The organism is Streptomyces sp. NPDC053079 (assembly GCF_044546695.1).
GTDB lineage: Bacteria > Actinomycetota > Actinomycetes > Streptomycetales > Streptomycetaceae > Streptomyces.
In genome coordinates this window covers 1,129,522-1,142,320 of record NZ_JBITZJ010000001.1, presented here as the reverse complement: position 1 = coordinate 1,142,320, position 12,799 = coordinate 1,129,522, and the positions used below count along the sequence as shown (strand labels likewise).

General features: G+C 69.2%; 19 protein-coding genes. 9 read left to right on the top strand and 10 right to left on the bottom strand.

The genetic code is table 11. The features are described 5' to 3' along the window. Nucleotides 1-23: 23 nt before the first annotated feature. Both ACIGXW_RS04630 and ACIGXW_RS04625 read left to right on the top strand, forming a co-directional pair. Nucleotides 24-371 (top strand): hypothetical protein, encoded by a 348-nt coding sequence (locus tag ACIGXW_RS04630; RefSeq protein WP_399569750.1) that lies wholly within the window; start codon nucleotides 24-26, stop codon nucleotides 369-371. An 89-nt stretch (nucleotides 372-460) separates the two neighbouring features. Further along, the gene (locus ACIGXW_RS04625; protein WP_399569748.1) at nucleotides 461-1,195 is read left to right on the top strand and encodes a dienelactone hydrolase family protein; all 735 of its coding nucleotides are present in this window, start codon (nucleotides 461-463) and stop codon (nucleotides 1,193-1,195) included. A 70-nt stretch (nucleotides 1,196-1,265) separates the two neighbouring features. Here the strand turns inward: ACIGXW_RS04625 and ACIGXW_RS04620 are convergent, their stop codons facing one another. From ACIGXW_RS04620 to ACIGXW_RS04605, 4 genes are all read right to left on the bottom strand, one after another. Further along, on the bottom strand, nucleotides 1,266-1,844 hold the full coding sequence (locus ACIGXW_RS04620) for a dihydrofolate reductase family protein (protein ID WP_399569745.1): 579 nt from the start codon (nucleotides 1,842-1,844) through the stop codon (nucleotides 1,266-1,268). A gap of 100 nt (nucleotides 1,845-1,944) precedes the next feature. Then, nucleotides 1,945-2,232 carry a hypothetical protein gene (locus tag ACIGXW_RS04615; protein ID WP_399569743.1) on the bottom strand — a complete coding sequence of 96 codons (288 nt, stop codon included), beginning with the start codon at nucleotides 2,230-2,232 and terminating at the stop codon, nucleotides 1,945-1,947. A gap of 275 nt (nucleotides 2,233-2,507) precedes the next feature. Beyond that, nucleotides 2,508-2,951: an NUDIX domain-containing protein gene (locus ACIGXW_RS04610; protein ID WP_071966483.1), complete on the bottom strand. Its 444-nt coding sequence runs from the start codon at nucleotides 2,949-2,951 to the stop codon at nucleotides 2,508-2,510. Continuing rightward, nucleotides 2,936-3,169, bottom strand: a complete 234-nt coding sequence (locus ACIGXW_RS04605; RefSeq protein ID WP_399569741.1) for a hypothetical protein — start codon at nucleotides 3,167-3,169, stop codon at nucleotides 2,936-2,938. Before ACIGXW_RS04605 ends, ACIGXW_RS04610 begins: the two co-directional genes overlap by 16 nt. A gap of 735 nt (nucleotides 3,170-3,904) precedes the next feature. Here ACIGXW_RS04605 and ACIGXW_RS04600 point away from each other — a divergent pair. Both ACIGXW_RS04600 and ACIGXW_RS04595 read left to right on the top strand, forming a co-directional pair. Beyond that, nucleotides 3,905-4,381, top strand: a complete 477-nt coding sequence (locus tag ACIGXW_RS04600) for a DUF3592 domain-containing protein (RefSeq protein ID WP_399569738.1) — start codon at nucleotides 3,905-3,907, stop codon at nucleotides 4,379-4,381. Beyond that, entirely contained in the window at nucleotides 4,378-5,103 is a 726-nt protein-coding gene (locus ACIGXW_RS04595; RefSeq protein WP_399569736.1) for a hypothetical protein, read from the top strand. Before ACIGXW_RS04600 ends, ACIGXW_RS04595 begins: the two co-directional genes overlap by 4 nt. Here ACIGXW_RS04595 and ACIGXW_RS04590 read toward each other — a convergent pair. Both ACIGXW_RS04590 and ACIGXW_RS04585 read right to left on the bottom strand, forming a co-directional pair. Beyond that, entirely contained in the window at nucleotides 5,051-6,232 is a 1,182-nt protein-coding gene (locus tag ACIGXW_RS04590) for an RNA polymerase sigma factor (RefSeq protein ID WP_399569734.1), read from the bottom strand. The two genes, ACIGXW_RS04595 and ACIGXW_RS04590, sit on opposite strands and share 53 nt — an antisense overlap. Nucleotides 6,233-6,270: 38 nt before the next feature. After that, nucleotides 6,271-6,639 carry a YciI family protein gene (locus ACIGXW_RS04585; RefSeq protein WP_399569732.1) on the bottom strand — a complete coding sequence of 123 codons (369 nt, stop codon included), beginning with the start codon at nucleotides 6,637-6,639 and terminating at the stop codon, nucleotides 6,271-6,273. 140 nt (nucleotides 6,640-6,779) lie between these two features. Here ACIGXW_RS04585 and ACIGXW_RS04580 point away from each other — a divergent pair, with 140 nt between their 5' ends. After that, nucleotides 6,780-6,941 carry a hypothetical protein gene (locus tag ACIGXW_RS04580; RefSeq protein ID WP_399569730.1) on the top strand — a complete coding sequence of 54 codons (162 nt, stop codon included), beginning with the start codon at nucleotides 6,780-6,782 and terminating at the stop codon, nucleotides 6,939-6,941. Nucleotides 6,942-7,008: 67 nt separating this feature from the next. Here the strand turns inward: ACIGXW_RS04580 and ACIGXW_RS04575 are convergent, their stop codons facing one another. Further along, a complete protein-coding gene (locus ACIGXW_RS04575) occupies nucleotides 7,009-7,407 on the bottom strand; it encodes a MerR family transcriptional regulator (RefSeq protein ID WP_399569728.1) in 399 nt (132 codons plus the stop codon). Nucleotides 7,408-7,471: 64 nt separating this feature from the next. Here ACIGXW_RS04575 and ACIGXW_RS04570 point away from each other — a divergent pair, with 64 nt between their 5' ends. Continuing rightward, on the top strand, nucleotides 7,472-8,620 hold the full coding sequence (locus tag ACIGXW_RS04570; protein WP_399569726.1) for an alkene reductase: 1,149 nt from the start codon (nucleotides 7,472-7,474) through the stop codon (nucleotides 8,618-8,620). Between the two features lie 94 nt (nucleotides 8,621-8,714). Here the strand turns inward: ACIGXW_RS04570 and ACIGXW_RS04565 are convergent, their stop codons facing one another. Further along, a complete protein-coding gene (locus ACIGXW_RS04565; RefSeq protein WP_399569724.1) occupies nucleotides 8,715-9,758 on the bottom strand; it encodes a hypothetical protein in 1,044 nt (347 codons plus the stop codon). 230 nt (nucleotides 9,759-9,988) lie between these two features. Next, a complete protein-coding gene (locus ACIGXW_RS04560; protein ID WP_399569722.1) occupies nucleotides 9,989-10,606 on the bottom strand; it encodes a hypothetical protein in 618 nt (205 codons plus the stop codon). A gap of 62 nt (nucleotides 10,607-10,668) precedes the next feature. Between ACIGXW_RS04560 and ACIGXW_RS04555 the strand changes: the two genes are divergently transcribed. Continuing rightward, nucleotides 10,669-11,079 carry a hypothetical protein gene (locus ACIGXW_RS04555; RefSeq protein WP_399569719.1) on the top strand — a complete coding sequence of 137 codons (411 nt, stop codon included), beginning with the start codon at nucleotides 10,669-10,671 and terminating at the stop codon, nucleotides 11,077-11,079. 19 nt (nucleotides 11,080-11,098) lie between these two features. On the opposite strand, the gene ACIGXW_RS04550 is transcribed toward ACIGXW_RS04555, so the two are convergent. Continuing rightward, nucleotides 11,099-11,656 (bottom strand): quercetin 2,3-dioxygenase, encoded by a 558-nt coding sequence (locus ACIGXW_RS04550; RefSeq protein ID WP_399569716.1) that lies wholly within the window; start codon nucleotides 11,654-11,656, stop codon nucleotides 11,099-11,101. A gap of 83 nt (nucleotides 11,657-11,739) precedes the next feature. Here ACIGXW_RS04550 and ACIGXW_RS04545 point away from each other — a divergent pair, with 83 nt between their 5' ends. Continuing rightward, the gene (locus tag ACIGXW_RS04545; RefSeq protein WP_399569714.1) at nucleotides 11,740-12,180 is read left to right on the top strand and encodes a MarR family winged helix-turn-helix transcriptional regulator; all 441 of its coding nucleotides are present in this window, start codon (nucleotides 11,740-11,742) and stop codon (nucleotides 12,178-12,180) included. A 35-nt stretch (nucleotides 12,181-12,215) separates the two neighbouring features. Beyond that, the gene (locus tag ACIGXW_RS04540; protein ID WP_399569712.1) at nucleotides 12,216-12,794 is read left to right on the top strand and encodes a hypothetical protein; all 579 of its coding nucleotides are present in this window, start codon (nucleotides 12,216-12,218) and stop codon (nucleotides 12,792-12,794) included. The last annotated feature ends 5 nt before the right edge of the window (nucleotides 12,795-12,799 follow it).

The window sequence follows — 12,799 nt, the reverse complement described above, 5'->3', positions numbered from 1 at the left end:
ACCAGCCTCACGACCCCTACGACATGGACGAATACGGCCGCACGACGGTCGAGGGCGACGTGCGGGACTTCCCGATGAGCCCGTTCATCGGCCAGCAGATCCTCGCGATCCGAACGATCCACTACCGGGACGGGAACGTCGACTTCGCCATCGGCATCACCATCCAGTTCACCGGTGGGACTGTCCGCGTCCTGAACCTCGCAGACGACCTCATCCTCGCTCATGAACAGCACCTGGGCGCGGTAGAGAAATACCTCCATGAAGCAGGCCGCCCGACGGCGTGCGCTCTGGCGGCATCCCTGACGGGAGATGGCCGAATACCCTCGTGGTACCTTCGTGCCGCCGTGCACCGCTGCGAACCGAGGAGGTGAGACCGATCAACACTGTGACAGGTCGGGCCTCCCTCCCCCGCATGGCCTAGGGAGTGCCCGTAGCGGCACCCCGAAAGGCTTGAAACGCTATGCGCTTCACCTCTAAAACATGCTCCAACGGCATCTGTGAACAGCTCTTCCTCCTCGGCGAGATTCCCGGCGTTCTGTGGACGCCTGAAGATGCCGGTACTCGTCCCCTCATCGTGATGGGCCACGGCGGCGGTCAGCACAAGAAAGCCCCCGACATCATGGGCCTTGCGCACCGTTTCGTGACCGAGTGCGGTTTTGCCGTGGTGGCGGTCGACGTGCCGGGTCATGGCGATCGCCCGACGCACGAGGAGTACAACCGGATCGCGTCCGAGAACCAGTCACGCGTGGAGGCTGGGGAAGAACTGGCGCCGCTGATCGCCGGATTCCAGGCACTCGTGGCCCGCCAGACCGTTCCGGAATGGCAGGCGGTCCTGGACGCGGTTCAGCAGCTCGATCACGTCGGCGCCGGCCCAGTGGGGTACTGGGGAGTATCGCTGGGGTGCGGACTCGGCGTTCCCTTTGTCGCCGCCGAGCCCCGGGTTCGCGCTGCCGTATTGGGTCTTGGTGGGGCTTCGGCCTCGGCCCCGGCCGGAGACGCCGCGCGGATCACCGTCCCTGTCGAGTTTCTGGTGCAGTGGGACGATGAGCGCGTGCCCCGTGACCAGAGCCTGGCGCTGTTCGACGCCTTGGCCTCTGCCGAGAAGACCCTGCACGCCAACCCCGGCAAGCACGGTGACATTCCGGCATTCGAGCTGGACAGCACGCTGAAGTTCTTCTCGCGGAACCTCGCCTGATACGTGCCGCCTGCGGGTCCCCGACGCGCCGATCGGCATCCAGTTCCGATCGGCGCGCCCGGCGAACCGCTCACGCCACTGCCGGCTGACGCGCCACGCGGTAGCGGAGGTATACGACGCTCGAGCTGAAGGTGCGGGTCTCGACGAGTTCGAGATCCACCCGGCGCTCGCGCCGGGGAAAGAACGGAATTCCACCGCCAACCAGCACCGGATAGACCCTGGCCCGGTACTCGTCGATCAGACCCAGCGCGGCCGCGTCGGCAGCGAGAGTCGCGCCGCCGATCGCGATGTCGCCCTCCCCCGGCTCGGCCCGCAACCGCTCGATCTCCTCCGCGAGGCCGCCGGAGGCCAGGCGGGCATTGCCCCGCACCGCCGACAAGGTGGTGGAGAACACCACCTTTGGAAGCGGCTTCCAGATCGCGGCCCACTCCAGCATTGAGTCGTCGAGCGACGGATCCTGGTCGGCGCTCTCCCAGTACAACATCGTCTCGTACAGCCGTCGCCCCAACAGGTGAACGCCGACCTCTCGAATCTCGTCGATCCAGGAGCGAAAGACCTCCTCGTCCGGCTCCGTCCAGTCGAAGTCGCCGTCCGGCCCGACGATGTAGCCGTCAAGCGAGACGCCCATCGAATAGGTCACGCTGCGCATCGGAAGCCCTCCTCGGTAACAGGTTCGACAGTACGACCGCCGGACGCCGCAGGACTCGTCACGACCCGCGGCCCGCCACCGGCCCGTGGGGCGTGGTGCATCACCCGGTCTCCTCGGTGCCGGGGATCGTGGCCTCCCTGTAGGTGGCGGCCTGGAGGGTGAAGAGTTGTGCGTACTCGCCGGGTTCGCCGGCGGCCGTGCGGCGGGCCATGAGGGTGTGGTGGTCACCGGACTCGATGACGCGCCCGTCGCGGAAGACGTAGATCATGTCGCATTCGGTCACGCTGGCCAGGCGGTGGGAGATCAGGACGGTGATGCGGTCCGGGCGGCGGGGGCCGTGCAGGACCGCGTCGTAGACGGCATGCTCCGCGCGGGCGGGCCGCTTCACCGTCCCACTGCATCCAGTACGCACTCTTGAGCTCATCGCCGACCGCTTCCCCCTCGGGCGCCGCCGAGGCGGAAGCAGGAGGCAACGACAACTCGCGGCGAGGGCCCGGCACCGTACCGCCGCTCTGCATCCCGTTGATGGGTACCTCGTTCACGCCCGCCTCCCCGCAGCAGCCGGGGGCGGTGAGACGGTGTCGGATGGGCGGCGCACAGCGGCCTCCAGCGGGGTGAACGGGACGTGGACTTGGGACGAGAAGGCTGACGAGAGGGCTTCGGTCACTGCGGCCACCCCATGGCGGTGTACGGCCAACCGTTCGCGATGCCCTCAAGGGCCGCCAGCGTGTACGCCACCGTCGGATCAGGCAGGGCACTGCGAGGCCACCATTGCCAGCGCGTGCACCGGTCCGGCTCCATCAGCCGGGGCTCACCGGCCCATCGGTGCACGCGGAAGAAGACCTGCATCCGCGGATGGCCGTCTGCGCGGTCGAGTAGGTGGACGGTGTGGACCAGTTCAAGGTCGGGCTCGGCGACGGTGACGCCGAGCTCCTCCGCGGCTTCACGCACCGCGCAGGCACGCACGCTTTCACGCTCGACGTGCCCTGCCGGCACGTGCCACACGTTCCCCGCGAACGCCACGTCCGGCGCACGCAGCCCGAGAAGCACGTGACCGTCCCGCTCGAAAACCAAGTGGGAGCCGATGATGTTCAGCTGGGCAGACACGGCCTCTCCTCGCCGACAGGGGCAGTGATGTTCGTGTAGAGGGCCCCTGCGGCGAAGCGCTTGCGGACGGCCAGGACACGTCTGTCGCTCCACCGCTGCAGCAGGACGATGACGTTCTCGGCGCTCTTGCCGCTGCGTCCGGTCAGCACAGCATCCGTGACCGATGGGCTGTGCGGCGCAGGCCTACGTCCGGCGGGAACGTCGTTGGTTCCGTTCATTCGGCCCTCCTAGGCACCGGACGCGAGGAGTCGAAAGAAGAGGAGTCGAAAGAACAGGCGAAGAAACCGTCAACCGTGATCCCGGGAGGACGTCCACCCGGCCGGCGGCCCGCGGGGAGATGTTCGAACTCGACATGAAGGGCATTGAGGGCGAGTACGGGATCCATGGCTCCTCCGAGGGGTAGCGGCTCGTTGTCGACGCCTGGAGAAACTGTGCTGATCAGCGGCCCGTCACGGCGGAGGCCGAGCGAATCGCCAGACGAATGTTCGATGCGGGGCGGTGGCCCATGGCGCGCCAGGGATCGAGGCGCGTGGCGGGTCGTTCGATCACCCCTGAGGGGGCGACTCACCCGAAAGAGGTATTGCCTGTACCCGGCGTTGCTCGCGCACACGCTCGCACCCGCCGACACGATCGGGGACGGGGGCCGGTCGCGCGTTGACGCCCGACGAAGGCCCCGCGGCGTCCGCCCGGCTCGACCCCCCAGCGAGATTTCCTCTTTGGAGTCGTGTCGATGAGGATGTCCCCTTGATCAAAAGTTCGAACAGCCCGGGAAGGAAGTGAAGCCGGTGAGGACGGAGAGGACGGAGACGAGTGGCCCGCCGATGAAGGGGGTGGGGCTGAACAGCCCCAAGGCGTCGCGCAGGTGGCCCGTCACCGTCGGTCTTGTGGTCCTTACTCCCCTGATCCTGGCGGGTTGCGGGTGGCTCAACCAGGGCGGGTCGACCCTGCTGTTGATGGGCAGCGTCGTTGTCCTCCTGCTCGTCCTGGTCGTGGCCGGGGCATTGTGCGGTGCGGGGCCCGGCACGTGTGTGGCGGTCCTCGGGTTCGCCTTCGCCCTCTTCGCCGGGCCTGCGTTGGACGACTACGTACTGGATCAGCGCGGCACCCGGTACGAGGCCGTGATAGCCGACATCAGCAGCTATCACAGAAAGCACGACACGGGGCACACCTGCACCGTCGTCCGGTCGGAATCCGGGCGGGATCTGACCTACGGGATCGACGACTCACAAGGGTGCGACGAGGACTTCGAGCCGGGGCGGCACGTGACGCTGGTGGTGGACCCGGAGGATTGGCTGTCGACGAGGCTGAGCAACGACGTCAACGGACTGTCGTCCGGCCATGCCTGGACCGTTGGCGGGCTGCTCGCGGCCATGGAGGCCTTCATCCTCTATGGCCGGCTGCGCCGTCGGGCGGGACGGTCCTACCGGTGAAGTGCGAGCGACTCTTCGTCGCGGTCGGCGTTTGTACGCTCCTGGTCGTCGTCACGGGCTGCGGCACCGCCGGGGCAGGCAGCGCGACTTCTCCGGCTTCTCCCACCGCCCGGATCGAAGCGGCTCCCCCGCCGCCGGACAAGGGTCCGCTGTGCGACGGGGACAAGGACGGGAGCCCGGGAATCGAAGGCGTCCGGATCCTCAGGGGCGGAATCGCACGGCTCCCCGGGGGCGCGACGGTCGCGTACGCGGAGGCGCACTCGGACGGTACGTCCCGCAAGGCCGTGCTGTCCGAGGGCGTGACGCCCGCCGACCGCAGGGACGGGCAGCACTGGACCGTAGCGCCTGACGAGGATCTGACGGTCAAGGGACGTGCCTACACGGTCCGGCAGATCTGCACGTACCGGGTCGTGCTCACGCCCCAGAGCTCGGATGACGCCTCTCCGGGGCCGGGACCGGCTCCCGCGAAGCAGGAAAGCGGCAACACCTGGCCGGCTGTCGCCGATGGTCACTGGCGGCTGCGCTGGCACGTACCGCATACCCAGTCCGGAGGCGAGGGCTACAGCGTGGTCCTCTACGACGCCCACGACAACCCGAAGCGGGCCGACATCGGAGTCGCCGCGTACCGGGGCCAGGCAGCGAGCTACGACGACGCCCGTGCCCATGGACTCACCGCGAGGCCCTGCGCAGCAGGTACTCCCGCTCCGGCAGGCTCAACGTGAGCCTCGCGGCCCGCCGGTAGTGCTCGCGGGCCTGATCGTGCTCACCGGCCAGGTCGAGCAGGTGCCCGCGCACCGCGTGCAGCCGGTGGTGACCGGCGACCCGCTTGTCGCCGTCGAGCGTGGCGAGCAGGGCCAGCCCCTCAGCCGGGCCGTGCACCATCGCGGTCGCGATCGCGCGGTTCAGGGTGACCATCGGGTTCGGCGCGGTCCGGTCCAGGATCTTGTAGAGGATCAGCACCTCGGCCCAGTCCGTCTCCTCGGTGGACGGCGCCTCGTCGTGGATCGCGGCGATCGTGGCCTGCAGAAGGTACGGCCCGGCAGGCCCCTTGCGCAGGGTGCCGGAGACCAACGCGACGCCCTCCTCGATCCGCGCGCGGTCCCAGAGGCCGCGGTCCTGCTCGGCGAGCGGCACCAGAGCGCCGTCCGCGCTGCGGGTCAGCCGCCGGGCGTCGGTGAGCAGCATCAGCGCGAGCAGCCCGGCGACCTCGCCGTCGTCCGGCAGCAGCCGGTGCACCTCGCGCGCAAGCCGGATGGCCTCCGCAGCCAGCTCGACCCGTTGCAGGTCGGGCCCGGAGGTGGCGGTGTAGCCCTCGTTGAAGATCAGGTACAGCACCTGCAGCACCGCCGGCAGTCGCTCGGGGCTGTCCGGGAAGCCGGCGCCCTTGATCGTCTGCTTCGCCCGGCTGATCCGCTGCGCCATGGTGGCCTCCGGCACCAGGAACGCATGCGCGATCTGGGCCGTGGTGAGGCCGCCGACCGCCCGGAGCGTCAGCGCCACCTGCGAGGGCGCCGACAGCTTCGGATGGCAGCACAGGAACAGCAGGCGCAGCGTGTCGTCGACGTGCCGGGACGGGTCGTCGTCCGGCGGCGGCTCCATGCTGACGGTCAGTTCGCGCTCCCGGCGCGCCGCCTCGCTGCGCCAGTGATCGGTCAGCCTGCGGCTGGCGACTGTGACCAGCCAGCCTGCGGGCCTGCTCGGCACACCCTGCTCCGGCCACTGCACCGACGCCGCGAGCAGCGCCTCCTGGACGGCGTCCTCGCAGGCTTCGAACTGCCCGTGCCGGCGGACGAGCGTGCCGAGGACCCGCGGCGCCAGGCCGCGCAGCAGGTCCTCGATCTCCTCGCTCACGGACGACCGTTCACGGACGCCCGCTCACGGACACCCGCTCACAGATCGGCACCGCAGGAGAACATCGCCGGGCGGATCTCGATCGACAGGCCCTTGATCCGGGTGTCCGGGATGAGCTTGGCGATTTCGATCGCGCGCTCCTTGCTCTCGCAGTCGACCAGGTAGAAGCCGCCCATGAACTCCTTGGCCTCCATGAACGGCCCGTCGGTGACCGTAGGCGTGCCGCCGGTGCCGGTGACGACGGTCGAGTTCGCCGGGGCGGCGAGCGCCTGGGTGAGGATGAACTCCCCCGAGTCCTGGACGGCCTTCATGAACTCGCCGTGGCCGTCCATGATGAGCTTCCGCTCGTCCTCCGAGAGGGCGTCGAGGATCTCCTGGTTGACCTGCATGATCAGGAGGTACTTCATGTCCTTGCTCCTTGTGTCGGGTTCCGCCCGCGGGCGGCTCGACAGGGAGTCGGAGCCGTGCGGCGTCTTTCGACATCCCCCGGTGAGCAAATCCAGACGAGTGGATCCGCCCCCTCCGGGCGAACGGCGGGGGCTCGGGCTTGCCCGTCCGGGGCGACGACCCCGCCAACCCGGAGCGCACGGCCACGATCGCGAGCCGGGAGGACCTCGCCCCCGTCCTCCTCCCCGGGTTCGGCGTGCTGGTCGGGGGCTCCCTCTGGCTTGCCGTCTTCATGGGGGCGTTCGGCCACTACTGGCTCTGAGACGCTCACCGTCACCATCCGGCCGCGTCGCATGCTGCCCCAGGTGCTGCGCTCCAGGTGGGTGGTTTCAGCCGACCGCGTGTGCGCGGGAGATGGCGGAGGCGTGCACTCCGGCCGAGGCCGTGTCGATGACGTCGTCCAAGACGTCGCGGGAGCGGATCAGGTCGTTGATCATTCGATTGATGCGGTCGCGTTCCGCGGTGAGTTCGTCGACCAGCAGTGGCGTGGCCATCTCGTTCGGGGCGCCGTCCGCGTCACGCATGCAGGGGAGCAACTGCGCGATCTTCTTGCTGTTCAGCCCCGCGGCGTAGAGCGCCTGGATGCGGATGACCCGGTCGACCGCCCACTCGCCGTAGTGCCGTTGGCCACCCGGAGTACGCTCGGCCCTCAGCAGCCCCTGCGTCTCGTAATAGCGCAGCGAACGCTCGCTCACCCCGCTGCGCCGAGCCAGTTCACCGATCCGCATTCCCACCTCGCATGCCGACTCAGGACTTGAACCTGACACTGATGTCACCTTCTACCGTACCGGCATGACGAACGCACCAGTTGACTCCCGTCCCTCCCGCCTCTTCGAGCCCGCCCGCCTCGGCGCCCTGGGCCTGCCGAACCGCCTGGTGATGGCGCCGATGACCCGCAACCGCGCTACGGCCGACGGCGTCCCGCAGCCGATCATGGCTACGTACTACGCCCAGCGCGCCTCCGCGGGGCTGATCATCGCCGAGGCCTCCACGCCGAACGCCGTGGGACAGACCTACCCCAACATCACCGCGATCCACAACGAGGAGCACGTGGCCGGTTGGCGACGCGTCACCGACGCCGTGCGCACCGCCGGTGGCCGGATGTTCCTGCAGTTGCAGCACGGTGGCCGGGTCGGCCACCCCGACAACAGCGGGCACACGCCGGTCGCACCCTCGCCGGTCCCGCTCCCGGAGACGATCTTCACCCCCAGCGGACACCAGGCCGCCGTCGTGCCCCGTGAGATGACCATCGACGAGATCGTCTCCACCGTGGCCGACTTCGCCGCGGCGGCCCGTCGAGCCATCGACGCGGGCTTCGCCGGCGTGGAAGTGCACGCCGCCAACGGCTATCTCCTGCACCAGTTCCTGGCCAAGGGCACGAACCACCGCACCGACGCCTACGGCGGCTCGGTGGCCGGGCGCATCCGGTTCGTCGTCGAGGTGGTCCAAGCCGTCGCCGACGCGATCGGCCCCGAGCGGGTAGGTGTGCGGATCGCGCCGGGACTCACCGTCAACGGCATAGAGGAGGGCGACACGGAGAGCATCTACCCGGCGCTCGTCGCCGCACTGGCCGATGCCGGCCTGGCCTATCTGCACGTCGTGTTCGCCGACCCGGACCAGCCCCTCTTCCAGGACATCCGCAAGGCCTGGCCGGGCACGTTGATCGCCAATCCGGTGCTGGGGTGGGGAGGACCGCTGCCCTCCGACGGCGGCAGGCACGAGGGCGAGCGACTGCTCGCCGCGGGAGCCGACCTGATCTCGCTCGGTCGTTCCTTCCTGGCCAACCCCGACCTGGTCGAACGCATGCGCATCGGCGCACCGCTCAACCCGGTGCGAGAGAAAGGCCTGATGTACACGGGCGGTGAGAGCGGATACACCGACTATCCCGTGCTGGCCGCCGCCCAGCACCGAGCCGGGACGGCCGAACCCATCGGAGCATGAGCACCGCCAGGCCGCTCAGTGGTGGCTGTGGTCTACGACGCGCCGACGACTTTCGCAGCCCGGGCACGGAGCTTGCCAACCCGGCTGCGGGCGGTCACTCCACGCTCGGCATCCGCGACAGGGCCCATCCGCCGGTGCAGAAGTACGTCACGGGGAGGACGAACGGCGCCAGTGCGGCGCACACCGCTGCCGTCCCCGAGGCGCTGCAGCCGGCCAGGTCGGGTGTCACGCCGACGGCCAGGACGAGGGCCGCGGCGGCGTGGGCCGTCTGTGCCAGGGGGGACCAGGCGAGTCGGCGCAGCAGCTTCCCGTACGGGATCAGGGAAAACGGCAACCCGAGCGCGAGTACGCCGATCACGAAGAGCACCCACGGCACCCACTGCATGACTGTGTCCGTCACCGGATCGCCCCAGTCCCCGGCCGCGTACCGCAGCAGCTCCTGGCGCTCGCCGACATGACCGCCCAGTGAGAGGTCGTCGGCTGCCCACAGGACGGCTACTTCCTGGCCCGTGTGCGGTTCGCGTGGGGTGTACGTGTGCGGTGCTGTCAGACGGCCGGGGCCACCGTGTACGGAGAGGACCAGGTCAGCGGTGTATCCGGTGACGATGCGTTCGTCGTCCTCGTCGTCGTGGTGCCGGGTTGTGATCCGGGGCTTCTCCGCGATGGTGGCGGTGGAGACGCGGGCGCCCGCCGCGTGCAACGCGGCGACCTGCTTGCCGGGTGGCTCCGGGGGGCCGAAGGAGGAGGTGGCGGCGGTCAGGGAGCACAGCAGCACCAGCGTCCATATGGCGACCTGCCGCGCCTTGACCCAACCCTCTGGGCCGGAGGACGAGGGCAGTTCCTCGAACCGCTCCTGCCGCCTGCGGGCTTGCCGGCTCAGGTCCTTCTCCAGCGGTACGCCTGCGGTGGAGTGGTGGTGCAGACGCTTACGGTGCAGGCGACGCACTTCCCGCCGGTACACCAGCAGCAACACGGGCCGCGCCATGGATAAGAGTGCTGCTGTCCAGACACCCACCAGAACCCCGGTGTGCGGAACGGGCGCTTTCCCGTTCGCGAGCTCCCATACGCAGGCCACGGTGGCCGCGACGAATGTCAGTCCGGCCGTGGCCCGCACGGCCTGTGTCAGCGCGCTCTGCATGACGCGCCCCCCTCTTACGGCGTCATGTGCACCCGTAGTGGGCGCAACCCGACGCGAGTCGATCATGAGGAGGGTGGCAATGTCACCCCTCGGCCATGGCCGCGGATATCCGGTGGAGGCCCGTGGCGCCCTGGACTGCCTGGCCGGGCCTGTTCGGGCCTGGATGTCCGCACGCGGATACTGCGGATCGGACGGTTCAATCGGATCTGCTTCCGGCTGAATCCGAGCCCCTATTCACTCAGCCCTACGACGCCCCAGCCCCGTCGGGCGGCTTCGGTGAGGACGCGGCCCCAGTCCTCCAGCAGGGAGGTGAACCGGTCGAAGTCGCCGACCCATCCGTCAGGATCAGCGGCATGTTCATCAAAGGCCTTGCGCAGCCCACCGAGCCGAGGTTGTACCTCCTTCCAGGTCGCGGCCAATCCCCGAATGCTGTCGGGCGACCGCGCGACGAGCAGACCGTAAGAGACGCCAGGTTCGTCGCAGAAGAAGCCCGGATCCGTGTGCTGCGCCTCATCGTCCAGGCCACGCCAGATCAGCCCAAGCAGCATGGCGTCCAAACGGGTCCGCATCAGCGGGTCAACGTGACCGCGGACGGCCTCCCACCGCTGTCCGGCCCAGAAGTGCGGTTTGAACGAGCCGCAGGTACGCAGGAACTCATAGACGGCGAAGTAGGTGCCGTTGGGCCCGCGCGGCCACTCGAAGTCGCCCTCTACGGCCGGCGCGTCGTGGTCCCACAGCCCCGTCTCATCGGCGTACCAGGCATCCCTCAATCGCGACAGCCGCTCCCGGGGCGGTGCTTCCTCCAGCCATGACCAGTCGGCGATCAGCACATTGATGTCCAGTCCCATTGAGAAAAGAGTACCGATCGCCTGTACCGAGAACCGCCGGCGAGATCATGGATAATCGGGGAATGCTGGTCAGTGTGAAGAGCGTGAACAACAAGACGTCGGTTTCCCCTCCGCAGCCGCCGATGGTTCACCTTCAGGCCCCGTTCGGAACCGCCGTCGTGCTGTGGGGCGGCGATCCGCAGCAAGCGGATGGCCGGCATCTCGTCGAGTGGAGCGTGGACGAGGACATCCTCTGGGGGTGCAACGCGCGGGCAGCCGCCCTGGACGAACCGGGCCTCTGGCAGGACGGCGAGCGGATCGTCCTGCGTGGACGGCTCGATGTGACGGAGGACGGCGCCGCCGTTCTTGAATTCGGCAGCACGCACATCTTGTTCGACCTCGCCGGGCCGCTGCCCGACGACAATCTCGACGGCACCTGGGTGGAGATCTCCACGAAACAGGACCGAGTCTCGGTCTGGCCCTTTCAGATCTGACGTCCCGCGAGACAGTCACTCACCGGCCCCGCCACTCGTGGCCGGGCAGGAACCGCACGTCGTACCGTTCGGGGACCGTCGCGAAGCGATGGGCTTCCGGGACGACGGGACGGCCCGGCAGGCCGAATTCTTCCGTCGGTGCGCCGAGGTTTTCGAAGAACCGCTCGAAGGTGCCGCCGGGGCCGGCGGCGACGCCGACGACCTGGCTGTGGTGGCGCTCCATGCGGTAGGCGTGCGGGCAGTTCTTGGGTACGAAGCCGAAGTCGCCGGGGGTGAGCAGTTTCTCCTGCTGGTTGCCTTCGGTGTCCTCGACGAACAGGCGTACGGCGCCTTGGGTGACGTAGAAGACCTCGTGGGTGTCGGGGTGCAGGTGGGCGGGGATGAGGTCGCCCTTGGGGCCTTCGACGGTGAAGAAGTTGAAGGTGTTCTCGGTCTGCTCGCCGCCGGCGTAGATGGTGATGAGGTCGCCGAACAGGTGGGCGCGGTCGCCCTCGCCCTTCTCGATGAAGTAGGGCTTGCCCGGGTCGGCGGGTATGCGGGAGGCACGTCGGTAGCGGGTGGCGTACTCGATGGTCATGGGGGCTCCTCGGGTCGACCTCACGAATGTCAGGTAGCCTGACATGAGAGGGTGTCGGCAGGCAAGCCGAACGTGAGGAACCCATGCAGTCCACCCGCCGCAACCTCCCCCAGCTGTTCAGCGACGCCCGGCGCTGGTTCGAAGAGGGGCTGCTGACAGCTCTGGAGGCGGCCGGGGCCACGCCGGTGTCCCCGACACAGGCGCAGCTGTTCGCCGTGCTGGACGACGACGGCACCACGGTGTCCGAGCTGGCCCGGCGCATGGGCGTCACCCGGCAGACCGCGCACCAGGCCGTGCACGGCCTGGTCGCCGCCGGCCTCCTCGAACAGGCCCCCGACCCCGCCTCCGCCCGGCAGCGGCTGATCCGCCGCACCGAGGAAGGGGAACGCGCGCACCAGCAGGCCGGCGTCATCCTCGAACGGCTGGAGGAGCAGCTCGCCGAGCGGATCGGCCGGGAGGCGGTCGACGCCCTGCGGGCGGCGCTGGAGGTGCCGTGGGGCCGGCCCCCTTCCCCGAGGGTGTGAGGGTCACTCGGAAACGGCAGGCGATACTGTCCGGCATGACCACAGCCCCCTCCCGTCCGGCCTGCCACGATCCGGCCGACTTCGCGTCGCGCCTGGCTGCGGCCGAGGACTGGTTCAGCGCCGCCATCGGTGCCCAGCAGGACGGCGAGTGGGTGCTCACCGAGACGGAGCGCCGCATCCTGGACGACCTGGTGGCGGCGACCAATCCCCTGCACGGTGGCGCCCTGCCGCCGCACACGGGGGATTCCCTGTACGTACGGGTGGGGCGCATCCGCAACTGGGCCGGTGCGCTCCGGCTCGCCGCCCGGGCCGGCGGCTGGGAGCTGTCCCCGGTGACGGGTACGGACCCACAGGCCCTGGCCCGCCCCGCCGGTATGGCGGACTTGCTCTCGGGCATCTACGCACTCGCCGAGCAGGGCGATCGTTGGCAGGCGCTGCTTCTGGGCACCGCCCGCATGATGAACGCGGCCGCCCCCGGCGACCCTCCGCGGGACGGAACCCTCGAGCAGGCGATCAACGACCTGCACCCGCGGTTCGGAGCAGACCTGGCCGCTGCCGAAGGCTTCTTCACCGGCCCCGGATCACTGGACGACCTGCCTCAGTTCTTCTACTGACGAGT